The sequence below is a fragment of the Sphaerisporangium sp. NPDC051011 genome (genome assembly GCF_040653595.1).
GTDB lineage: Bacteria > Actinomycetota > Actinomycetes > Streptosporangiales > Streptosporangiaceae > Sphaerisporangium.
Genome location: NZ_JBFAGG010000001.1, coordinates 653,207 through 675,911, shown reverse-complemented (window position 1 = coordinate 675,911; position 22,705 = coordinate 653,207). Strand labels below are relative to the sequence as shown.

Below are 22,705 nucleotides of genomic sequence, written 5' to 3'. Positions count from 1 at the left end.
GGGGTCATATGCCGCTGTCACTGTTGCATTCGTGATAACTGTCATTGTCGGCGGGCTTGACCTGTGTGTTTATGAAAGTGTGGGATTCCTGGGGTGACTTCGGAGAAATTCCGGGGTTGGCCTGGTTTGAAACCAAAAAGTGGTGTTGACCTGCCTCGATTCAAACCAGAAAAGTTCTCGCGTTTTCCAGGTCAGGGTGTCCGTCATGGAGATCGGCGTCGCCGGTGGCGTGCGGCGAGAGGGCGGGGCGCCGCGCGGACGGCGTCGCCGGCGGTGGGATCCGTCTGATTCACTCCGGTTAGGAGGGAGTTGTGAAGTGGAGGGGGAAGGTGACGTAAAGACTCGTGCATCGCGTTCTTCTGAGGTGGAATGGCCTGGTTTCCAGCTGATTCGCCGGGGACAGGAACCATGACGAAAAGGAGGAACCATGACACAGACGGACTTCATCCACGTGCAGAAGTACCTTTCCGGAGTTGACTACCCCGCGAGCAAGCAGCAGCTGGTGGACCACGCCAAGAAGAAGGGCGCGGACGAGCAGGCGATGAAGGCCCTGGGGCGCCTGCCCGACCGCGAGTACGACGGGCCCAACGGCGTCAGCAAGGAACTCGCCAAGTAGTCCTGACCCGTCCGGACGCCCGCCTGGAGCCCCCGCTCATGGGCGCGAGGGACGCGGCGGCGGGGCTCAGACGCTCTGGTAGAGCAGCTCAGGGCGTCCGAGCCCGCCGTACCGGGGGACCCGGCGCACGCTGCCCGTCCCGGCGAGGTGTTCCAGATAGCGCCGGGCCGTCACCCGGGAGACGCCGATCGCCGAGCCCACGGCCTGCGCCGACAGCCCGCCCTGCGCCCTGCGCAGCTCGCCGGCCACGGCGTCCAGCGTCGCCTGCGTCATCCCCTTCGGCAGCGGGACGCGGGCCGTCCCCCGCAGCGCCGACAGCGCGCGGTCCACCTCGCCCTGCCCGCTCACCTCGCCCTGCCCGCCGACGGAGGAGCGGAACTCGGCGTACCGCTCCAGCTTCTCGCTCAGCGCGGCGAAGGTGAACGGCTTGAGCAGGTACTGCACCACCCCCACCGACACCGCCGAGCGCACCACCGCGAGGTCGCGCGCGGAGGTGACCGCGATCACGTCCGACAGGACGCCCGCCGCGCGCAGCGCCCGGCACACGTCCAGCCCGTGCATGTCCGGCAGGTACAGGTCGAGCAGCACCAGGTCGGCCGGCCGCCGCCGCAGGAACCGCAGCGCCTCGTCCCCCGTGCGGGCCACCCCGAGCACCTGGAACCCCGGGACACGGCCGACGTACAGGCGGTTGGCCTCTGCGGTCAGCTCCTCGTCCTCGACGATCAGCACCGAGATCACGCTTCCTCCTTCCCGGCGGCCGGCCCAGTAGCCGGAGCCGGACCCGTCAGCGGCAGCCGTACGGTGAAGACCGCACCCCGTCCGCCGTGCTCGACCTCGATCGTCCCGCCGAGGCGGCGCACCGCCTGGCCGACCATGGCCAGCCCGAGCCCCCGGCCGTCGCCCTTGGTCGTCCACCCGCGACGGAAGGCGTCCTTGGCCTCGTCCGCGCCGAGCCCCGGCCCGCTGTCGGAGACGCGGACCAGGAAGCCCCCGTCCCCCGCACTCAGGTGGACGGCGGCGCGGGCGGGCGGCGGCCCGGTCATGGCCGCCTCCACCGCGTTGTCGATGAGGTTGCCGACGATGGTCACCAGGTCGCGCCCGTCCAGCGCGACGTCGTCCAGCTCGCTCTCGGGGCTGATCGACAGCTCCACCCCGCGCTCGGCGGCCTCGGCGGTCTTGCCGAGCAGCAGGGCGGCGAGCACGGGCTCGCGCACGGCGCCCACCACGCGGTCGGTGAGCTGCTGGGCGGCCTTCAGCTCGGCAGTGGCGAACGCGACCGCCTGCTCGGCGCGGCCCAGCTCGACCAGGGTCACCACGGTGTGCAGCCGGTTGGCGGCCTCGTGCGCGGCCGAGCGCAGCGACTCGGCGAAGCCGCGCTCGGCGTCGAGCTGGCCGGTCAGCGCCTGCAGCTCGGTGTGGTCGCGCAGCGTCACGACCGTGCCGAGCGAGCGCGCGCCCGAGCGGACGACGGCGGCGTTCACCACGAGCACGCGGTCGCCGGTCAGATGGATCTCGTCCGCGCGGTCGTCGCCCGAGGTCAGCGCCTCGGCCAGCGACGGCGGCAGCCCGAGCGCGGAGACGTGCAGCCCCTCGGCGTCCGGCGGCAGGCCGAGCAGCTCGCGCGCGCCGTCGTTGGCCAGCGTCAGCCGGTGTTCCGCGTCCACCAGCAGCAGGCCCTCGCGCACCGCGTGCAGGATCGCGTTGTGGTACTCGTACATGCGGCTGAGCTCGGCCGAGCGCAGCCCGTGGGTCTGGCGGCGTAGGCGCGCGCCCACCAGGTACGTGCCCGCCGTGCCCGCCGACAGGCCGATCGCCCCGGTCAGCGCGGCCGTCGCGAGCTGCTCGCGGAGCTGTGCGCTGATCTTCTCGACCGTGATGCCCGCGGCGACCAGCGCGCGCACGTGCCCGCCGGAGTCCCGCACGGGCGTGACGGCGCGTACGGACGGGCCGAGCGTGCCGGTGTAGGTCTCGGTGAACGTGCGGCCGGCGAGGGCGGGGGCGGTGTTGCCGAGGAACCGCCTGCCGATCTCCGCCGGGTTCGGATGGGTGTACCGGCGGCCCTCGGGGTTCATGATCGTGATGAAGTCCAGCCCGGCCTCCGTGCGCACCTTCTCGGCGTACGGCTGGAGCACCGCCGAGGGGTCGGGGTCGGCGAGGGCGGCCAGGACGGCGGGGGAGTCGGCCACGCTGACGGCCACCGCCTTGGTCGTGGCGCCCGCCTCGTCGATCAGCAACTGGCGGATGTGCAGGAACGTGAGCAGCGTGCCGCCGGCCACGGTGATGCCGACGACGGCGATCTGCAGGGTGAGCATCTGCCCGGCCAGACTCCATCGCCGGAGGCGAGGGAAGAGGGGCGTCACGGCGTCCACGCGGCGGCTCCTTTCTCACAGCTCGCGGTGACCCTTCGTTGGCGAACGAAATGTACGTAATAGTGACGCAGATCACTGGCCGGGGGATAGTCGCTCGATACGCATCCCCCAGCACCTGCGGAAACAGGGAGGGTCGTGTGACCACGACAATCACCCCGGACACCCCCGGCACCCCGGTGTCCCCGCCGCCCCGTGATCGCACCCGGTATCTGTACCTGGCGGTGATCGTCGCGGTGGTCGCGGGCATCCTCGTCGGGCTGGTGGCCCCGGACGCCGGCGTCGCCCTCAAACCCCTCGGCACGGCCTTCGTGGCGCTGATCAAGATGATGATCAGCCCCATCATCTTCTGCACCATCGTGCTCGGCGTCGGGTCGGTCGCCGAGGCCGCCAAGGTCGGCAAGGTGGGCGGCCTGGCCATCGGCTACTTCGTCGTCATGTCCACGGTCGCGCTGGTCATCGGCCTGGTGGTCGGCAACCTTCTGCACCCCGGCGAGGGACTCCAGCTCACCGACGCGCTGCGCAAGGCCGCCGAGGACCAGGCCGCCAAGGGCGGCGAGAGCGACACGACCACGTTCCTGCTCGGCATCGTCCCCACCACGCTCGTCTCGGCGTTCACTTCCGGCCAGGTGCTGCAGACCCTGCTCGTGGCGCTGCTCACCGGCTTCGCGCTCCAGGCGATGGGCCGGCGCGGCGCGCCGATCCTCACCGGGCTCGGCCACATCCAGCGCCTCGTCTTCCGCATCCTCGCGATGATCATGTGGGCGGCGCCGGTGGGCGCGTTCGGCGCGATGGCCGCCGTCACCGGCGCGGGCGGGTTCGACGCGCTGCGTAGCCTCGCCGTCCTGATGATCGGCTTCTACATCACGTGCCTGCTGTTCGTCGGCGTCATCCTCGGGGCGATCCTGCGGCTGTTCACCGGGATCAACCTGTGGTCCCTGCTGCGCTACCTCGGCCGCGAGTTCCTGCTGATCCTGTCGACGTCATCCTCGGAGTCCGCGCTGCCGCGCCTGATCGCGAAGATGGAGCACCTCGGGGTGGGCCGCGCCGTCGTCGGCATCACCGTCCCGACCGGCTACTCGTTCAACCTGGACGGCACCGCGATCTACCTCACGATGGCGACGCTGTTCGTGGCCAGCGCGACCGGCGCCCCGCTGTCGCTCGGCGAGCAGATCGCGCTGCTCGTGTTCATGATCATCGCCTCGAAGGGCGCGGCCGGCGTCACCGGCGCGGGGCTCGCCACGCTCGCCGGCGGCCTCCAGTCCCACCGCCCCGGGCTGGTCGACGGTGTCGGCCTCATCGTGGGCATCGACCGGTTCATGTCCGAGGCCCGCGCGCTGACCAACTTCGCCGGTAACGCGGTGGCCACCGTCCTGATCGGCAACTGGGTGCGCGACTTCGACCGCGACCGCGCCGAGGAGGTCCTGGCCGGACGCCTTCCCTTCGACGAATCCAGCCTGCTCGACGAGGGCCACCCCACACCGCCGCCCTCGGCCGCCGAGCGGGAACCGGCGTTGTCACCGCACTGACCTGCGGGGCCCGCCCGCGGCGCGTCCGGAGAAACCCGGTGAACCCGGGCCGGGCGCGCCGCGCAACTTTCCGATGTCGCACGCCCGCCGCCTTGGAGGAGACCCGGCGGCCGGGGGTGACGGCTACCGCGGCAGTCCCGCGCGGTAGGCCTCCCTGGCCAGCGCGGTCAGCCGGGCCGCGGAGGACGTGTAGGACGCCCCCGCCGGCTGGAGCGTGAGCACGGCCATGATGAGGCGGTCACCCTTGCCGGCGAGGCCCGTGGTGTGCAGCACCGGGCGCGCGAGGTTCACCGGCGGACGCGCGGGCGACGCGGAGGACGCGGGGGTGCTCTCACGGGCGGCCGTGGCGGCGTCCGCAGCCGTGCCCGGGGCGAGCGTCGCCGACGAGGCGCCCGTGATCCCGGCGTCGCTCGCGGGTGCCCGGCCGCTCGCCTGCGTGCCCGAGCACGGGACCGCCGGGTGGGCGCCGTACCCCGACCAGCCCTGCTTGACCGCCCACGGACGCGGGACGGCGCTCGGGATCCCGAAATACTGGTCGAAGTCATCCGCGGCGCACCGCGTGGCGTTGCTCAGGTGGCCCAGGATCACGTCCCGCACCGCCGGGTTCGCCCGCTCGAGCAGGTAGCGGTACGTCTTCACGACGTCCGACGCGCTGAGCGCGGTGTACCCCCAGAAGCCGGGCTTGGACGCGGGAGGTGGCCCGGTGTCCACCAGCTTGAGGCGGCGCACCACGCGGTCGATGATCGCGGCCCGGCCGCCCCGGTTCCAGAAGGCCGTCGCCGCGTCGTCGTCGCTGGCGCGCAGCATGCGCCGCAGCAGGTCGGCGTCGCCGGGCGGCATGGCGGTGCCGGACTTGCGCGACTCCAGGTAGTCCAGCGCGATGAGGACCTTCACGACCGACGCCGAGCGGAACCGGACGTGCGGCTTGTACGACAGCGTGGTCCTGCCCGTGACCCGGTCGAACACCACGTAGCTCGCCGCGGTGCCCGCGGGGATCTTCGGCGGGCGCGGCGCCGCCGAGGGGCTCGCGGCGGCCGGGGCCGCGACCGCCGTGGTGACCACAGTGGTGGCTACGGTGGTGACCACGGTCGCGAGCAGGGCGGTCGTGAGGAGCGCGGCCCGCGTGGACGAGAACCTGGACGAGACTGCGGACGTGAAGGTCGGCACCCGTCATCCCTACCAGATCGGTACGGCGCCGATGCCCGCGATACGGGAAACGGATGGTAGTTCTGCCGTGTACGTGGCAGAAATCGGCTAGGCCTGTTCGGCGCGGAGCCCGATTGGTGGGGACCCGATTGGTGGGGAGCGGCATATGAACGCACTGGGAATCGACATCGGCGGCTCGGGGATCAAGGGCGCCCCCGTGGACACCGCCACCGGGACACTGCTCGCGGAGCGCCTGCGAATACCGACGCCCAGTCCCTCGGCCCCCGGCCCGGTGGCCGAGGTCGTCCGGGACATCATCCGCCACTTCGACTGGACCGGCCCGGTCGGGGTTACCTTCCCCGGCGTCGTGGTGAACGGCGTCACCACGACCGCCGCCAACGTCGACCACGCCTGGATCGGCCTCGACGCGCGCGCCCTGTTCACCGAGGCGGGAGGCCTCGGCGTCATCGTCCTCAATGACGCCGACGCGGCGGGCCTCGCCGAGGCCGCCTTCGGCGCCGGCCGGGACCAGGACGGCCTGGTCGTCACCCTGACCTTCGGCACCGGCATCGGCAGCGCGCTGATCATGGACGGCCGTCTCATCCCCAACACCGAGTTCGGCCACCTGGAGCTGGACGGGCACGAGGCCGAGCACCGCGCGTCCGACCACGCCCGCGAGGCGCACGGCCTGAACTGGGAGAAGTGGGCCCACCGCGTCCAGAAGTACCTGGAGCACATCCAGATGCTCATGTCGCCGGCGATGATCGTCATCGGCGGGGGAGTCAGCAGGAAGGCCGACAAGTTCCTGCACCACATCGACCTGCCCGGGACCAGGGTCGTGCCCGCCGCCCTGCTGAACAACGCCGGGATCATCGGGGCCGCGCTCGCCGCCGCCTCGGCCGCCGCGCCCAGCGGCCACTGCTGAGACGGGCCGCACGGCGCGCCGGTCCGGGGCGGCCCTGTTTCCTCCGTGGCCGCAGAAGGTCACGGAGACCGGCGCAATCATGACGTGCTTCTGTGTTTGCACGTGATCCTGAGGGCACCTTTAACGGGGTGGGTGAGAAGGAGGAACCGTGAAGGTGACCATCGCATTGCGCTTGCCCAGGGACGCGGCGAGCGTGTCCGTCACCCGGCAGATTCTCGGCGCCGAGCTGGAGGTCCTCGGCGTCGAGCGTCACATCACCGAGGACGTGCAGCTCATGCTGACCGAGGCGTGCTCCAACGTCATCCGGCACGCCACCGAGGGCGACGAGTACACGGTCAGCGTCGAGCTCGTGGACGACAGATGCCTGATCACCGTGGTCGACACCGGACGGGGGTTCGATCCGGAGAAGATCCGCCCCGGCCTGCCACTCTCCGAGCACGGCCGCGGGCTCCAGATCATGCGCGCGCTCGCGGACGATGTGCGGTTCATGAACCGTCCCCGGCAGGGGGCGATCGTCTGCCTGGAGAAGACCCTGAAGTTCACCGCCGACTCTCCCGGCCATCTGCTGAGCGCGCGCTGAGCCCCCCGGCGGGCGGCGCCGAGAACCCCTACGGGCGGATGCCGAGAGCGCTCGCCGCGACCCGCGCCGGCGACCCACATGCCGGAGCAACCCGGGGCCGCCGCTAAACCGTTGGCGAAGACCCCGGGCGGGTTGCTTATCCTTGCCGGTGGCGGCTGTTCGACGGGACGGCCGGGAAAGCGACCATGGGATCTTCTTCGGTGACATCGCCCCTGACCGGCCTGCGCGAACGCCTGCCCGCGCTGATGCTGCGCGACGAGATCAGGCTGCGCCGCCGCATCGACGGCGCGCGCAAGGTGCGCGACCACAAGGCGCTGAGGGCCATCGCCGACCAGGTGACCGGCCAGATCGAGGCGGCCGAGGCCCGGGTGGAGGCGCGGCGGGCCCTCGTCCCCCCGCTCACCTATCCGGAGAACCTGCCGGTCAGCGCCCGCAGGGACGACATCCTCGAAGCCGTGCGGGACCACCAGGTGGTCATCGTCGCCGGTGAGACCGGGTCGGGCAAGACCACGCAGATCCCCAAGATCTGCCTGGAGCTCGGCCGGGGCGTCAAGGGCCAGATCGGCCACACCCAGCCGCGCAGGATCGCCGCCCGGACGGTCGCCGAGCGCATCGCCGAGGAGCTCGCCATCCCGCTCGGCGGAGCCGTCGGGTACAAGGTGCGCTTCACCGACCACTCCGGGGACGACACGCTGGTCAAGCTGATGACCGACGGCATCCTGCTGGCCGAGATGCAGCGCGACCGCCTCCTGTCCCGCTACGACACCCTGATCATCGACGAGGCCCACGAGCGCAGCCTCAACATCGACTTCATCCTCGGCTACCTGAAACAGCTCCTGCCCCGGCGCCCCGACCTCAAGGTGATCATCACCTCGGCCACCATCGACCCCGAGCGCTTCTCCCGCCACTTCGGCGACGCCCCGATCGTCGAGGTCTCCGGGCGCACCTACCCCGTCGAGGTCCGCTACCGCCCGATCACCGACGAGCAGGAGGACCAGGCGCAGGCGATCGTCGACGCCGTGGACGAGCTGTGCGCCGAGGGGCCCGGCGACATCCTGGTCTTCCTCAGCGGCGAGCGTGAGATCCGCGACACCGCCGAGGCGCTGAAAGGCCGAAAGGAGGAGGTCCTGCCGCTGTACGCGCGGCTGTCGGCCGGCGAGCAGCACCGCGTCTTCCAGTCCCACCGCGGGCGCAGGATCGTCCTGTCCACCAACGTCGCCGAGACCTCCCTCACCGTCCCGGGCATCAAGTACGTCATCGACCCGGGCTTCGCCCGCGTCTCCCGCTACAGCCACCGGCTCAAGGTCCAGCGCCTGCCCATCGAGCCCATCTCGCAGGCGTCCGCCAACCAGCGCAAGGGCCGCTGCGGCCGCACCTCCGACGGCATCTGCGTCCGCCTGTACGCCGAGGAGGACTTCCTCGGGCGGCCGGAGTTCACCGACCCCGAGATCCTGCGCACCAACCTCGCCTCGGTCATCCTCCAGATGACCACGCTCGGCCTCGGCGACATCACGGCCTTCCCGTTCGTCGAGCCGCCCGACCAGCGGCAGGTGAAGGACGGCGTCAACCTGCTGCACGAGCTCGGCGCCTTCGACGACGACCGCCGGCTCACACCCATCGGCGGCAAGCTCGCCCAGTTCCCCGTCGACCCGCGCCTGGCCCGCATGGTGCTGGCCGCCGACGCCAACGGCTGCGCCGACGAGGTCATGGTCATCGCGGCGGCGATGTCCATCCAGGACCCGCGCGAGCGGCCCGCCGACAAGCAGGCCCAGGCCGACCAGAAGCACGCGCGTTTCGCCGACAAGGAATCCGACTTCCTCACCTACCTCAAGCTGTGGGACCACCTGCGCGAGCAGCAGAAGGAGCTGTCCTCCAGCCAGTTCCGGCGCATGTGCAAGGCCGACTACCTCAACTACCTGCGCGTCCGCGAGTGGCAGGACATCTACAGCCAGCTCCGGCACGTCGCCACGGGCATGGGCATCACGCTCAACTCCACCCGCGCCGAGGCATATCCGATCCACGTCTCGCTGCTGGCGGGCATGCTGTCCCACATCGGCGTGATGGACGTCGAGAAGAACGAGGAAGGCTCGCGCCGCCGCGCCATGCGCGAGTACATCGGCGCGCGGGGCGCCCGGTTCGCCATCTTCCCCGGCTCGGGGCTGTTCAGGAAGCAGCCCCGCTGGGTCATGGCCGGCGAGCTGGTCGAGACCTCGCGCCTGTGGGCGCGCGTCGTCGCCAAGATCGAGCCGCAGTGGATCGAACCGCTCGCCGGGCACCTCGTCAAGCGCACCTACAGCGAGCCGCACTGGGAGAAGAACCAGGGCGCCGTCATGGCGCATGAGAAGGTCACGCTGTACGGCGTGCCGATCGTCGTGGAACGCAAGGTCCCCTACGGGCGCATCGACCCCGAACTGTCCCGCGACCTGTTCATCCGGCACGCCCTGGTCGAGGGCGACTGGGAGAGCAACCACCGCTTCCTGAAGGACAACCGGCGGCTGCTGTCGGAGGTCGAGGAGCTCGAGACCCGCGCCCGCCGGCGCGACATCCTGGTCGACGACGAGACGCTGTTCGACTTCTACGACAAGCGCATCCCCGAGGACGTCGTCTCGGGCCCCCACTTCGACACCTGGTGGAAGCGCAAGCGGCAGGACGAGCCCGAGCTGCTCACGTTCACCGCCGACATGCTCATCAACGCGGGCGCCGACGCCGGCGACCTGCACCAGGCGTACCCGGACGCGTGGCGGAACCTCGGCCAGCGCATGCGCCTCACCTACCAGTTCGAGCCGGGCGCGGACGCCGACGGCGTGACCGTCCACATCCCGCTGCAGGTGCTCAACCAGTTCGAGGGCGACGGCTTCGACTGGCAGGTCCCCGGCCTGCGCGAGGAGCTGGTCACCGAGATGATCCGCTCGCTGCCCAAGCCGCTGCGCCGCAACTTCGTCCCCGCGCCCAACTACGCCCGGTCCGTCCTGCAGAACGTCACGCCCGGCCAGGAGGCGGTCGCCGAGGCCGTGTCCCGCGAGCTGCTGCGGCTCACCGGCGTCCGCGTCCCGCCGGACTCCTTCGACCCGGCCCGCCTGCCCGACCACCTGCGCGTCACCTACCGCGTCGTGGACGAGCGCAAGCGCACCGTCGGCGAGGACAAGGACCTGGAGGCGCTGAAACGCCGCCTCGCCCCCAAGGTGCGCGCCACGCTGTCGCGCGCCGGCGAGGAGCTCGAACGCTCCGGCCTGCGCGCGTGGAACTTCGGCGACCTGCCCAAGCTGTTCGAGCAGGGCCGCGTCAAGGCGTACCCGGCGCTGGTGGACGAGGGCGCCTCGGTCGCGATCCGCGTCTTCGAGACCGAGGCCGAGCAGCGGGCCGCCATGTGGAAGGGCATGCGCCGGCTCGTCCTGCTCGACGTGACCTCGCCCGCCAAGGCGATCCTGCGCGGGCTGACCACCCAGCAGAAGCTCGCCCTCAGCCACAGCCCCCACCGCGATGCCGCCGACCTCTTCGAGGACTGCGTGACGGCCGCGGCGGACAAGCTCATCGCCGACGCGGGCGGCCCGGCCTGGACGCCCGCCGACTTCCGGCGCGCCCACGACCACGTACGCGCCGAGCTGTACGACACCACCGCCGAGGCCGTGTCCCGCGTCGAGCGCATCCTGGTCGTCTGGCAGGGGGTACGCGGCACGCTCGCCGCGATGAAGAGCCCCGTCGACGCGCTGGAGGAGATCGACGAGCACCTGTCCACGCTCGTCTTCCCCGGCTTCGTCACCGAGACCGGGTACCGCCGCCTGCCCGACCTCCAGCGCTACCTACGGGCCGTCGAACGCCGCCTGGAGAAGCTCCCCGACGACCCCTACCGCGACCACGAGCGCATGCTCCAGCTCGACGAGATCCGCCTGGCGTACGAGGACCTCCTCACCCGCCTCCCCGAGCCACGCCGCTCCGAGGACGCGGTGGTGGAGATCCGCTGGATGCTGGAAGAGCTACGCGTCAGCTACTTCGCCCAAACCCTCGGCACCCCGTACCCCATCTCCGACAAACGCATCCGCAAGGCCATGGACCGCCTCACTCCATGACCCCGCCCGGTCGGGCCCGCTGCGGTCACGTACGGAAAGCTTCACATCGAGTTTCGAGTGGTCCATGGGCGAGCGAAGGATGCCCGTTGAGGATCTTGGCGTGAAGTTCCCGCAGGTGGAGTCCGGGTTTGACCCCGGTCTGGTCGACGAGAGTGTGACTCAGCCGATGGTAGGCGTCCAGGGCCTCGGATTGACGTCCGGAACGGTATAGAGCCAACATGAGCTGGGCATGGCCGCGCTCGCGTAGGGGATGCCTGGCGGTGTGGGACAGCAGATCACCGATGGTGTCGTTATGGCGGCCGAGCGCGAGCTTGACGTCGATCAGATCCTCCGACACGGTCAGGCGCTCGTCCTCCAGGCGACGAGCCCAGTCCGCCAGCTCTCCTCTGAGGTCGAGTCCATGGAGTACCTCCCCCCGCCACATGCTCAGCGCCCGCTCGAACAGCCGGCTCGCGCCGACCAGATCATGATCACGGACGGCTTGCCTCCCACCTGCGGCCAGACGGCCGAAGGCCGTGGCATCCAGCCTGTCCGGCTCCATGACGAGGAGATAGCCGTTTCCGGCGGTGCGGACAGGGAGGCTGCCCGGCGTCAGCACGGCTCGGAGCATCGCCACGTAGGTCTTGAGATTGCTCCTCGCGGACTTCGGTGGTTTGCCGTGCCAGAGCCAGTCGATCAGACGATCGGCGGGGATCGGCAGGTTGGCCTTGAGCAACAGCAGCGCGAGCAGAACCCGAGGCAGCCCTCGGGCGATCTGTAGTATCTCGCCCTCGTCGTTTCGCACCAGGATCGGTCCAAGCACCTCGAACAGCACGGCTCTCCTGAGGGAAAAGGGCCCACGACAAGACTTGTTGATCTCTAGCGTGAACCTTAAAGGATGCTGTCAATCTCAGTAAACCGGGATTATTCCGGCAGCGCGGCCCCGACGGGGCGGCCCCGAAGGGGCATCGCCAGTGTGCCTTCAATGTGCCTTCGATGTGCCTGTGATCATTACCGTGCTGTGCGTATGCCCTTGCCCAGCTACGTACGGAGTGCAGATGGTCTTCTCGTGGCTCAAAATCAGGCCATGGCAAACCCGGACAATCGCGGCTGGCACGGTTATCGTGGTGGCGGTCACCACGATCGCAGGCGCTCCTGAAGCGGTGGCCGCAGACAAGGCTCGCGCCGCTGCGGTGGCTGCGGCCAAGGCGACCTCTCCACAAGAGCAGGTCACCGAGCGCCCCGACATGACGTCGGCCGGGTTGGCCGCTCGTCTGCAGAACTCCCGCGTGGAGGTGACCTCGGAGCGTACCGAGGAGTCCACGTCCTGGATCAATCCCGATGGGACCGTGACAACGGAGGTCAACTCCGGGCCTATCCGCGTCAAGCGTGGGGATGGCTGGGTGCCGGTCGACACCACGCTCGTTCAGGAGGGTAACCGCCTGGTTCCCAAGGCCGCTGTTGCCGACATCGATTTCAGCGCGGACGGTTCCGGTGCCTTCGCCTCGATCGCTGATGACACCACGGTGAAGGTCAACGGCAAGCGCAAGGGCAAGGCGCGCCGCTTCGGCCTGAAGTGGGCCGGTCAGTTGGGCAGGCCGGAGGTTTCCGGCAGCACCTTGACGTGGCGTGATGTCGCGCCGGGTGCTGATCTGGTCGTGCAGGCACAGGCTCGTGGTTTCGTGCATTTCGTGGTCTTCCGGGAGCGGCCTACCGGCCCGGTGGAGATCAGGCTGCCGATGGAGCTGTCAGGAGTGAAGTTCGGCCAGCGCGCCGACCATGGTCTGCAGCTTGCCGATGATTCCTCGGGCAAGGTGATCGCCGCTGCTCCCGCGCCGCAGATGTGGGACGCCGCCGCCGAGGAGTCCCCCGATCAGGGCAGGCGCGCCGAGGTGGCCTCCGAGATCGTCAACGGTCCGGACGGGCCTGCGTTCGTCCTCAAGCCGGACACCGCGTTCCTGTCCGACCCGGCCGTGCAGTTCCCGGTCACGGTGGACCCGTGGATGAACCTGACCCTGCAGACCGACACCTTCGTCTCCGACGACTACCCCAGCTCACAGACCGGCGCCACCTGGCTGCACGCGGGCAAGTTCGGCTCCGGCGCCAAGACCGCACGCACCTACCTGCAGTTCGGGCTGAACGGGTTGACCCGCAAGCACATCATGAACGCGGATCTGACCCTGTCGAACTACAAGTCCAACGCCTGTGGCAGCAGCGTGGAATCGGGTGTGCAGGTGCGCCGGGTCACCTCGGCGTGGCAGTCCTCGACGCTGACCCTGGCGGCACAGCCGTCCACGACGACGACCGGCGCGGTCACCAACACCAACGGCTACGGCGATCCGGGCTGCGCCGAGAGCACGATGCTGTTCTCGATCGAGAGCATCCTGCAGGCCTGGTCGGACGGCACGCCGAACTATGGCCTGCAGATCCGCGCGGTGAACGAGGCCGACGTCACCAACTGGCGGATGTTCCGCTCCTCGGAGAACACCGCCGGCATGCCCGGCCCGAAGATCACCGTCCAGTGGAACTCCTACCCGACCGTGCCCTCAGCCCTGTCCATCACACCCAGCGCGGGCGGCACCAACGGCGGCACCTACGTCACCTCGCTGACCCCGACCCTGGCCGGCCTGGTCGGCGACGGCGAATGGGACACCGAGCGGATCGACTTCGAGATCCTGCGCGATCCGGCCTACCCGGCCGAAGGCACCGGGACGGTCTGGTCGGGCGCGGTGAACGGCCTCCAGCAGGGCGAGTTGGGCAAGATCCAGGTCCCGGCGGGCAAGCTCGCCGACGGCAAGCACTACCAGTGGCGGGCGCGCGGGTTCGACGGCACCGACTACTCCCGCTCCTGGTCGGCGCTGAAGAGTTTCACCGTGGATGTGACCGACCCGACGGCCCCGACCGTGAGCCTGCCGTCCTATCCGGCGAACGTCTGGTCGGCCAAGCAGACCCAGCCGGTGACCGCCACCTTGAGCACCACCTCGGCTGACGGCTCGGGCTACTACTGGGGCCTGGACGACCCCTCCGCGCCGAACCTGGCCGCCGACAACGGCGGCGGCGGCCACCCGCTGACGATCAGCATCGACCCCAAGCAGGGCTGGCACACCCTGTACGTCAAGACCCGCGACATGGCCCTGCGCACCTCGACGGTCACCGCCTACAACTTCGGCGCGGGAGTCGGTGAGATCACCAAACCCTTGGACGAGGACCGCACCCAGGCCGCGATCGCCCTGGCCGCTGTAGCGGCCCCCGACCGCACCGGCGTACGGTACGAGTACAAGGCCGACGTCAAGACCGACGCCGCCTGGTCACCGATCCCCACCACCGACGTGACCGTACCCGGCTCTGCCACCCCCATTGCCGCCTGGCCCGTCACACGGACCAACACGAGCCAGCCGTTCGCCGAGCTGTACTGGGACGTCGCCCACACCATGCGCAGCGCCGGTCGTGGTGACGGCCCGGTCGCGCTGCGGGCCTGCTTCACCAGCGGCACCGCCGACAACTGCTCCGATGCGGTCGGCTTCACCCTGGAACGTACCGCCTTCGGCGCCTCCTACGCGACCACGCCTCTCGGCCCCGGGACCGCCGCCCTGCTCACCGGTGACTACTCAGTCGGCGCGACGGACGTCAGTGCGTTCGGACTGTCGGTATCCCGAGGCCACACCACCCTGGCCCCCGCAACCGTCACCGGCGCAGGCGGGGTGTTCGGACCAGGCTGGACCGCCTCCTTCCCCACCGGCAACTCGATCGTCGCCGGCAGCCAGTTCGAAGACCACACCGACAAGGGCTACGTGCTCTTCACGGGTCCTGACGGCTCTCAGCTCACCTACACGAAGCAGGCCGACGGCACCTACCAGGGCGTCTCCGACGCCACCGACGGGTCTACGGTGGTCAAGGACTCACCCACCCAGTTCACCCACACCGATACCTTCGGGGACAAGACAACCTTCAAAGCAGCCGCGGTGGCCCCGACCGCCCCCGCACACCTCTTCGCCGCCACGGCGGCTCCGGCGGTTGCGTCGGTCAACGAGCCCGACCCGCTGGAGATCGGGGTGAAGTTCACCGCCGACCAGCCGGGGCTCATCACCGGGGTCCGCTTCTACAAGGGGCCCGGCAACACCGGAACCCACACCGGCAACCTGTGGACCACCTCCGGGCAGAACCTCGCCACCGGGACGTTCACCGGCGAGACCGCATCGGGATGGCAGACCCTCACCTTCACCGCACCGGTCCAGGTGAGTCCTGGCACGACGTATGTGGCGTCCTACTTCGCTCCGGCCGGACACTACTCCTTCACTGACAACTTCTTCAGCACGGCCACCGACAGCCCGCCGCTGCACGCCCCGGCCACTGCGGACGTGTACGGCGGCAACGGCGTCTACGGTTACGGGGCGGCCTCCACGTTCCCGTCCGGGAGTTACCACGGTGGCAACTACTGGGTGGATGTGGAGTTCGTCCCCAACCAGGGTGCACCTGATCCCGCCCTGTCGACCGTGAGCACCACCAGCCTGTTCGGCGTGGCCGCCACCCCAGGAACCACGGCCTCCACCGACCCCGACCCGGTCGAGTTGGGGGTGAAGTTCACCGCCGACCAGCCCGGATTCATCACCGGGGTACGTTTCTACAAGGGCCAAGGAAACACCGGAACCCACATCGGGAACCTGTGGACCGCGTCCGGGCAGAAGATCGCCACCGGCACGTTCACGGAGGAGACGGACTCGGGCTGGCAGACCCTCACCTTCCCCGCACCGATCCGGGTAACGTCGGGCACAACGTACATCGCGTCCTACTTCGCTCCCGCCGGGCACTACTCCTTCGACGGTAACTATTTCGCGTCGACGAAGGACAGCCCGCCACTACACGCCCCGGCCACCAGCGCCGTGTACGGCGGCAACGGCGTCTTCTCCTACGGCAGCGCCTCCCAGTTCCCCACCAGTTCCTACGGCGGCGGCAACTACTGGGTCGACGTCAACTTCGCTTCTGACTTGACCCGATGGGTCGTCAGCAGTGTCGATGAACCCGGCCAGGAGAACACCACCACCTATGCGCATGACGGGCAAGGACGGGTAACCCGCATGCTCGCCCCGGTTCCGGTAGGAGTGGACTGCTCCGCAAGCCTGGTCGCCGGCTGCAAGACGCTCGACATCACCTATGCATCGGCCACCACGGCAACGGGCATCGCCTCCGGCTGGGGCGACTACACCGGGCTGGCCAAGTCGATCTCATACACGGCTTTCGACCCCGACACGTCGGCGATGAAAACCACCACCGTCGCCACGTACGCCTACGACTCCACCGGCCACCTGCGCACGGTGTCCGACCCCCGCCCCAATCTGACGGTCACCTACTACTACGACGGCGCGGGCCGGATCTCGCAGATAACCCCGCCCGGGCTCAACCCGTGGCGGATGGACTACGACACCTCCGGCCGACTGGCCGATGTCCAGCGAGAGGCAGGCACCACGGACATCGTCCAGGCGGTGTCGTACGGCGTGCCGATCAACTCGCCGGTGGACGTGACCGGGGCGACTGCCGCGACCTGGTCGCAGACCTCTGACCTCCCTCGGACTGGTACGGCGGTCTTCCCCGCCTGGCACGTGCCTCCGCAGGCCGGGGACGGCTCCTACGCTCCCGCCTCCGGCGACTATCCGTACGCGTCCCTGACGTACATGGACGTCAACGGCCGCGCCGTCAACACGGCGACGTACGGCGCGGGCGCTTGGCAGGTCTCGACGACCCGGTACGATGACAACGGCAACACCGTGTGGGATCTGAGCGCGGGCAATCGCGCCGAGGCTCTCGCGCCCACGTCCTCAACGGACGCGTATGTGGCCGGGCGCACCAGCAGCGCCGAGCGGGCCGACCTGCTGGCCACCCTCACGACCTACAACGACGACGGGGACGCCCTGACTGGCGACGGCCCCGCCCGCCAGGTAATGCTCGCCGACGGCGCGCTCGTGTCCGCCCGCCAGCACACCAACTACACCTACGACGAGGGCAAGCCCGCCCCCGATGTCGACTACCACCTCGTCACGACCACGATCGTGAAGCCGCTGGTCGTCAACGGCGCCGGTACGGTCGCGGCGGCCGACACCCACACTGAGAAGACGGGCTACGACCCGATCGTCTCCGGCGACCCCTCCGGCTGGGACCTCTTCCAACCCACCAGCCACAAGACCGTCGTCGCAGGCGGCACCGACATCGTGCAGAAGGTCCACTACGACGACGCCGGACGCCAAATCGAGCGGCGCATGCCGTCCTCCTCCGGCTCCGATGCAGGCACGACCACGGCGACCTACTACAGCGCCGCCGCCAACTCCTCGTACCCGTCGTGCGGCGGGAAGCCGCAGTGGGCCGGACTGGTGTGCCGCACCGCTCCCGCCGCCAACCCTTCCAGCGGAGGGACGCTGCCGGTCACCACAGTCACCTATGGCTACTGGGGCCAGACCGCCCAGACCGTCGAGACGTCGGGGTCGGCGACCCGGTCGTCGACGATCACGGTCGACGCCGCCGGCCGTACAGCCGCGACCAGCGTGACCGAGACCGGCGCCGGCAGCACCGCACTGCCGGATCGCACCTACACCTACGACAGCGCGACCGGCCTGCAGACCGGGGTCACCGCCGGCGGCGTCTCGGTGACGACCGCCTACGACGCGCTCGGCCGGGCGTACTCGACCACGGACGCCGACGGCAACACCGCTGTCACGACGTACGACGCGACTGGCCGGGCCGCCACGGTCAACGACGGCAAGGGCACCTACACCTACACCTACGACGGCACCGACGCCGCCGGAAAGGCCGAACGGCGCGGCCTGCCCACCGGCATCGCCGTCTCCACCATCGGCTCATTCACCGCCGCTTACGACGCGGCGGGCAACCTGGTCAAGCAGGTGTACCCGAACGGCCTGACCGCCACCAGCGGGTGGGACGACACCGGCAAGCAGACCAGCCTGAACTACGCCAAGTCGGGCACGAACTGGCTGGCGTTCACCGCGATTCCCGACGCCAACGGTCGGACGGTGGAGACGGCCGGGCCGAACGGCAGCCTGCAGCACTACAACTACGACACCGCCGGGCGGCTGACCCAGGTGTCGGACACCTACAACCTGTCGTGCGAGACCCGCACGTACGGGTTCGACGTGGACACCAACCGCACTTCGCAGGCCAGTTACCCGGCGGCCGACGACGGGTCGTGCTCGACCTCGACCACCCCGACGACGGTGACCCATACCTTCGACTCGGCGGACAGGATCACCGATTCTGGGTACTCCTACGACGCGTTCGGCCGTACGACCGCCATCCCAGCGGGATCCACAGCCAACAGCGCGGCGGTCACGGTCGGCTACTACGCGGGTGACATGGTCAGGACCCTCACCCAGGCGTCGACGACCAAGACCTTTACCCTCGACCCGCTCGGCCGCGTCCGCCAGACCACGTCCTCGGCCGGCACGCAGACCAACCATTACGCTGGTGGCGGAGACTCGCCAGCCTGGATCAGCGAGGCGAATGGCACCTGGACCCGCAACGTCACCGCGTTCACCGGTCTGGAGGCCACGCAGACCAGCGGCGGCACCCTCACGCTGCAACTCACGAACCTGCACGGGGATGTCGTCGCGACCTGCGCCGATAGCAGTAGTGCAACAGGCGTGGACAACTACGCGGAACAGACCGAATATGGCCTCGACCGCGCAGTCAACACCAGTGACCGATATGAATGGCTGGGAGGCGCCCAACGAGCCAGCGACACCGTCGCCGACATCGTCCTCATGGGCGCCCGCCTTTACAACCCTGCCACTGGCCGCTTCTTGCAGATGGATCCCGTCGAAGGAGCAAGTGCGACCGCCTTTGATTACTGCAATACGGACCCTGTGAACTGTACTGATCTTGATGGTGCGATGCCCAACCTGAGCGAAGCGGCAGCTTGCTGGTGGGAGCTGGACATAACGACGTGTAAGGCCGGATGGAATATGAAGGAAGCCGCCATCTCCATCACGGTACGCATGTGGGGTAAGTATACTTCCGAAGACGACGGCACGTGGAAGAACGCGTTCTTGCACGCACTGTGGAACGCGCTCATGGTGCTTACCATCGGAGTAGCCGCCGCGAAGACGATCAGCGACAATCATGAGGATTACTGCGGTCGGCATTGTGGTTACTGGACCAAGATGGACCTGTACAACAACAACCTCGGCAGAACCCTGGGATACAACCTCAAGAGAAGTAACCCGAAAAAGTCGAAAAATGCTTTCTGGGTGGCAGACCGGCTCAAGGATTGGGGTTGGTATAGACTCATGTGTACGAATGGGAAAAAGCTGTCATATTGCCATCGGTGAGGCTGGGTGAGCGTTATGTTCAGGTCGGTTCTGCTCGGAGTCATGTTGGTCGCATGCTTGGCCGCATGCGGAGGCTCGGGTGGAGGGGATCCCGCTGCCTACGACTTCGCGTGGTTCGTTGGCGTGCAGCCTGGCGAGGCGAATGACAGCTATGTGGCGAAGGCCGATCTTTCGCCGGTGCAGTTGCCAGACTGTGCGGCAGGCTCCGATATGGAGTTCCCCTGGCTGAGTAGGGATGGCCGAAGCATTGCCCTCGTGGGCTGTTGGGCCAGAGGCTCGACTGATGATGACGGTGAGTACTCCGTCGTCGTCATACGCAGCGGAACCGAGCGGGAGATACGATTCCCAGCCTCCGTCGTCAGTTGGGTCGGCTCCAGTGGACGCATTGTTCTCGGGGACAATGAAGGAAATGTCGCTGTGGCGGACACGACTCAGTCGGCGCCTCCGAAAATGCTCGCCAAGGTAAAAGGGGAAATTCACTCCCTCGACGTAGACCCCGCCGGGCGCTGGGTCGCCCTCGTGCACGGAGGCAGTGAGAATTATCAATCAAACGTCTTCGCTCCCAGGGGGGCTTCCGTTTCGATCATTTCGATCGCGGACGGCAAGACGAGCGATGTGAACGTCGCCGGTGACCCGTCCGCTGTCGCATGGGCACCGGACGGTTCGAGTCTCGCTGTTGAGAATCCCAAAAAATGGCTGCTCGTGGACCGGCAGAGCGCGGAAACAACGGCTGAGGTGGTGCGGCCCAATAAGGGAGGCCGGCCGTGCTTCCTCGCTGGCATCACAGTTCGTGGGATCCTCGGTTGGTGCTCTGCGGATGGCGAAATCGTGACTGTGCGCGAAAACGGCCAGCCGCAAGTTCTAGCGAAACCTGAGGGAGTGAGACCATTCGCTGGGTCTGTAAGCGTCGCCGTCGATAACGTGAAACAGTAGTTTATGGCATCATTAGCGCCAATGGAGAGGATACAAAGGCCCATTAGAGAGGAGTTTGCGTTTCGGCCCCCGGCTGGCATGCTGAGCCATGCCAGCCGGGCGCTTCTGTCATGAGCTGAGTGCGGGGTGTGATCGTCTTCGGGTAACTTCCGGATAGTTGTCCGGAAGAGCGTGCTGGTGGGATATCCGGAAGCATGAATGAGCGGAGTACCACGATAGTGCATCGGCCACCGGACGATGATGACTTGTGGGCGGGTTCGAGGTTGGAACGTGTCATGATGTCCGTTGAACGAATTGATCGTGCGAGGCATGAGTTCGCCATAGGACATCCTCTGCGTTACGGTGTATGCTTCGGTGCCGCAGGAGGGTTCGCGATGTTCGTGATTTTCTCTCTTGCGTCCCGGAAGAACGGGGAGAAGCCGATCCCCTGGCTGCTGTGCGCTGGGATCGGCCTCGGTTTTGCTGTGCTCGCGGCAGTAGTCCTCTGCATAAGCGCTTGGTTCGAGCGACATCGGTGAGCAGTCGGCGAAGAATAACTGGAAAGAGAGACGTCCGGTCCAGGCCCGGCGGCGGACGAGTGACGCACCGTCGCCCTCGAGTTCGCTGTCGGGCGGAACCCGGGTACTGCGCCTGACTTCTGGCACATACGATGTCAGATTACGGTCAATAGGGCCGAATTAGTGGCACGCTGGCTCAAAGCGCCGATGCTGATGCCCGACGGCACCCTGAAAGACCAGACGAAAGGAACGCCACAAGGCGTCTGGGGTGCCCGGTGACTTCCGGTCACGTACCCAAGTAGGGTTCTTGTGAGTCCGGAAGGCAAGGTAAGTGGCGAAGAGGCCGCGAACAGCGTCTCCCTGGCCGGACTTCATTATCCGGAGGCGCGATGGTCTGTTGCTGAGAGAGGAAACGGGTAGCGATCGGCCCTCACCGTGCGGGCCGATCGGAGTTGCACGGTATAGCGCCTCTTCGGGATGGAAGATGAAACGTGAACCGTGGTGGGTGTACTTGTTGTATTTCCTAGGAGCCGTGGCGCTGGCGGCATTCCTTTTTCTTATGGACAGATGGAAGGGTCATGGCGCGGCGGTCATCGCCAGCGTGGCGATGGCCGCTGGCCTGTACGATTCTGCCCGGAAACGTAAGCGCAACAAGTGAAGTGCCGCGCTTGTGTGAAGGGAGACTTCACGGCCTGCAGGCAGGGGGCCGCCGCGTTTTCTCTGTCTGGATCGGTGCCACGTTCTCGCGCTCGCCTGACTCGTTCTGAGTATCCATTTCGGTTGGGTGGCCCCAGTAATGGCCAGCCTGGATCGGTGAGGTCAACGGGACGTGGACGCGCAATGCCACGGCATTCGCGGGTTCGAGGAGACGCAGTCCAGTGGCGGCACGCTCACGCTGCAACTGCACGGGGAGCTTGTCGCCACCTGCGCCGATGCCAGTAGTCCCACAGGTGTAGACAACTACGCGGAACAGACGAATATGGCCTCGACCGCGCAGTCAACACCAGCGACCGCCACCCGATATGGCTGGTTTGGTGCCTGCCAGCGCTCAGGCGAAAGCGTAGGCGGCCTCATCCTGATGGGCGCCCGCCTTTATAATCCCAAGGTCGGACGTTTTCTTCAGATTGACCCGATTGCAGGCGGTTCTGCTAATTCATATGATTACGCCAACCAAGACCCCATCAATCAGATGGACCTCGACGGAACAAAACCTCAGCCAGCCAAGCTCAGTGAAGAGGGGGTTTCCGGTGGAGAGTGCGAAGATCGATAGAAAATCTGACCCTGAATGGTATGGAGTGCGATGCGTATTCCATCATCGCGACCTGGGCGCATATGAAGAACGTATAACAATTTGGAGGGCTGCCAATTTTTCGGAGGCGATTCGGCTGGCCGAAAGCGAAGCAATTCAGTACGCAATCACACTAATTGACGTTCGCTACGTGGGGCTTTCTCAGGCGTACCACATATCGGATGATCTTGACGAGGGGGTGGAAGTGTTTTCGTTAATGCGCACCAGCAATCTGGCGCCGTCTGAATATGTCGATACCTTCTTTTCTGAAGGAGGTGAGCGGCAGCGTACCCAACCGTAACTAAGCCCAGGGTCCCGGCGAGTTGACGTTTTGACCGGATGCGTTCAACGGCGCACGATCATTCTCCCGTTGATGATCTTGGTGCGGAAGGGAAGGGGTGGCAGCGCATCGAAAAGCTCTCGTGGAGTGCTCGGCAGCGGTTGGT

14 protein-coding genes are annotated in these 22,705 nt (G+C 67.8%); 10 read left to right on the top strand and 4 right to left on the bottom strand.

Translation table 11 applies throughout. The annotated features are described in order from the left end of the window. The first annotated feature begins 427 nt into the window (after positions 1-427). A complete protein-coding gene (locus AB0H21_RS02965; protein WP_358510692.1) occupies positions 428-616 on the top strand; it encodes a DUF2795 domain-containing protein in 189 nt (62 codons plus the stop codon). A 66-nt stretch (positions 617-682) separates the two neighbouring features. On the opposite strand, the gene AB0H21_RS02960 is transcribed toward AB0H21_RS02965, so the two are convergent. Beyond that, positions 683-1,354 (bottom strand): response regulator, encoded by a 672-nt coding sequence (locus tag AB0H21_RS02960; RefSeq protein WP_358510690.1) that lies wholly within the window; start codon positions 1,352-1,354, stop codon positions 683-685. Then, complete coding sequence (locus AB0H21_RS02955) at positions 1,351-2,985, bottom strand: sensor histidine kinase (RefSeq protein WP_358510687.1); 1,635 nt, start codon at positions 2,983-2,985, stop codon at positions 1,351-1,353. Before AB0H21_RS02955 ends, AB0H21_RS02960 begins: the two co-directional genes overlap by 4 nt. Positions 2,986-3,122: 137 nt before the next feature. Here AB0H21_RS02955 and AB0H21_RS02950 point away from each other — a divergent pair, with 137 nt between their 5' ends. Beyond that, entirely contained in the window at positions 3,123-4,511 is a 1,389-nt protein-coding gene (locus AB0H21_RS02950) for a cation:dicarboxylase symporter family transporter (protein WP_358510684.1), read from the top strand. A 123-nt stretch (positions 4,512-4,634) separates the two neighbouring features. On the opposite strand, the gene AB0H21_RS02945 is transcribed toward AB0H21_RS02950, so the two are convergent. Continuing rightward, a complete protein-coding gene (locus tag AB0H21_RS02945) occupies positions 4,635-5,678 on the bottom strand; it encodes a hypothetical protein (RefSeq protein WP_358510682.1) in 1,044 nt (347 codons plus the stop codon). Between the two features lie 145 nt (positions 5,679-5,823). On the opposite strand from AB0H21_RS02945, the gene ppgK reads away from it, so the two are divergent. The 3 genes from ppgK to hrpA all read left to right on the top strand — a co-directional run bounded on the left by ppgK (position 5,824) and on the right by hrpA (position 11,229). Further along, positions 5,824-6,582 (top strand): polyphosphate--glucose phosphotransferase, encoded by a 759-nt coding sequence (gene ppgK, locus AB0H21_RS02940; protein ID WP_358510679.1) that lies wholly within the window; start codon positions 5,824-5,826, stop codon positions 6,580-6,582. A gap of 148 nt (positions 6,583-6,730) precedes the next feature. Next, positions 6,731-7,162: an ATP-binding protein gene (locus AB0H21_RS02935; RefSeq protein ID WP_358510676.1), complete on the top strand. Its 432-nt coding sequence runs from the start codon at positions 6,731-6,733 to the stop codon at positions 7,160-7,162. A 185-nt stretch (positions 7,163-7,347) separates the two neighbouring features. Beyond that, a complete protein-coding gene (gene hrpA, locus AB0H21_RS02930) occupies positions 7,348-11,229 on the top strand; it encodes an ATP-dependent RNA helicase HrpA (RefSeq protein ID WP_358510673.1) in 3,882 nt (1,293 codons plus the stop codon). Between the two features lie 25 nt (positions 11,230-11,254). Here hrpA and AB0H21_RS02925 read toward each other — a convergent pair whose 3' ends face one another. Continuing rightward, positions 11,255-12,043 (bottom strand): AfsR/SARP family transcriptional regulator, encoded by a 789-nt coding sequence (locus tag AB0H21_RS02925; RefSeq protein ID WP_358510670.1) that lies wholly within the window; start codon positions 12,041-12,043, stop codon positions 11,255-11,257. 292 nt (positions 12,044-12,335) lie between these two features. Between AB0H21_RS02925 and AB0H21_RS02920 the strand changes: the two genes are divergently transcribed. The 5 genes from AB0H21_RS02920 (at position 12,336) to AB0H21_RS02900 (ending at position 22,560) form a co-directional block, all read left to right on the top strand. Then, on the top strand, positions 12,336-19,541 hold the full coding sequence (locus tag AB0H21_RS02920; RefSeq protein ID WP_358510667.1) for a DUF4082 domain-containing protein: 7,206 nt from the start codon (positions 12,336-12,338) through the stop codon (positions 19,539-19,541). A gap of 123 nt (positions 19,542-19,664) precedes the next feature. Further along, on the top strand, positions 19,665-20,474 hold the full coding sequence (locus tag AB0H21_RS02915; RefSeq protein ID WP_358510664.1) for a hypothetical protein: 810 nt from the start codon (positions 19,665-19,667) through the stop codon (positions 20,472-20,474). Between the two features lie 981 nt (positions 20,475-21,455). After that, positions 21,456-21,629 carry a hypothetical protein gene (locus AB0H21_RS02910; protein ID WP_358510662.1) on the top strand — a complete coding sequence of 58 codons (174 nt, stop codon included), beginning with the start codon at positions 21,456-21,458 and terminating at the stop codon, positions 21,627-21,629. A gap of 171 nt (positions 21,630-21,800) precedes the next feature. Continuing rightward, positions 21,801-22,241 carry an RHS repeat-associated core domain-containing protein gene (locus AB0H21_RS02905; RefSeq protein WP_358510659.1) on the top strand — a complete coding sequence of 147 codons (441 nt, stop codon included), beginning with the start codon at positions 21,801-21,803 and terminating at the stop codon, positions 22,239-22,241. After that, positions 22,219-22,560, top strand: coding sequence for a hypothetical protein (locus AB0H21_RS02900; RefSeq protein ID WP_358510656.1), 342 nt, complete (start codon positions 22,219-22,221; stop codon positions 22,558-22,560). The genes AB0H21_RS02905 and AB0H21_RS02900 overlap by 23 nt, the downstream gene beginning before the upstream one ends. Positions 22,561-22,705 lie beyond the last annotated feature (145 nt).

Bases quoted from the DNA above. Each gene is read 5' to 3' on its own strand.
- AB0H21_RS02965 (WP_358510692.1), top strand. From the start codon at position 428: ATGACACAGACGGACTTCATCCACGTGCAGAAGTACCTTTCCGGAGTT.
- AB0H21_RS02910 (WP_358510662.1), top strand. From the start codon at position 21,456: ATGAAACGTGAACCGTGGTGGGTGTACTTGTTGTATTTCCTAGGAGCC.
- hrpA (WP_358510673.1), top strand. From the start codon at position 7,348: ATGGGATCTTCTTCGGTGACATCGCCCCTGACCGGCCTGCGCGAACGC.
- ppgK (WP_358510679.1), top strand. From the start codon at position 5,824: ATGAACGCACTGGGAATCGACATCGGCGGCTCGGGGATCAAGGGCGCC.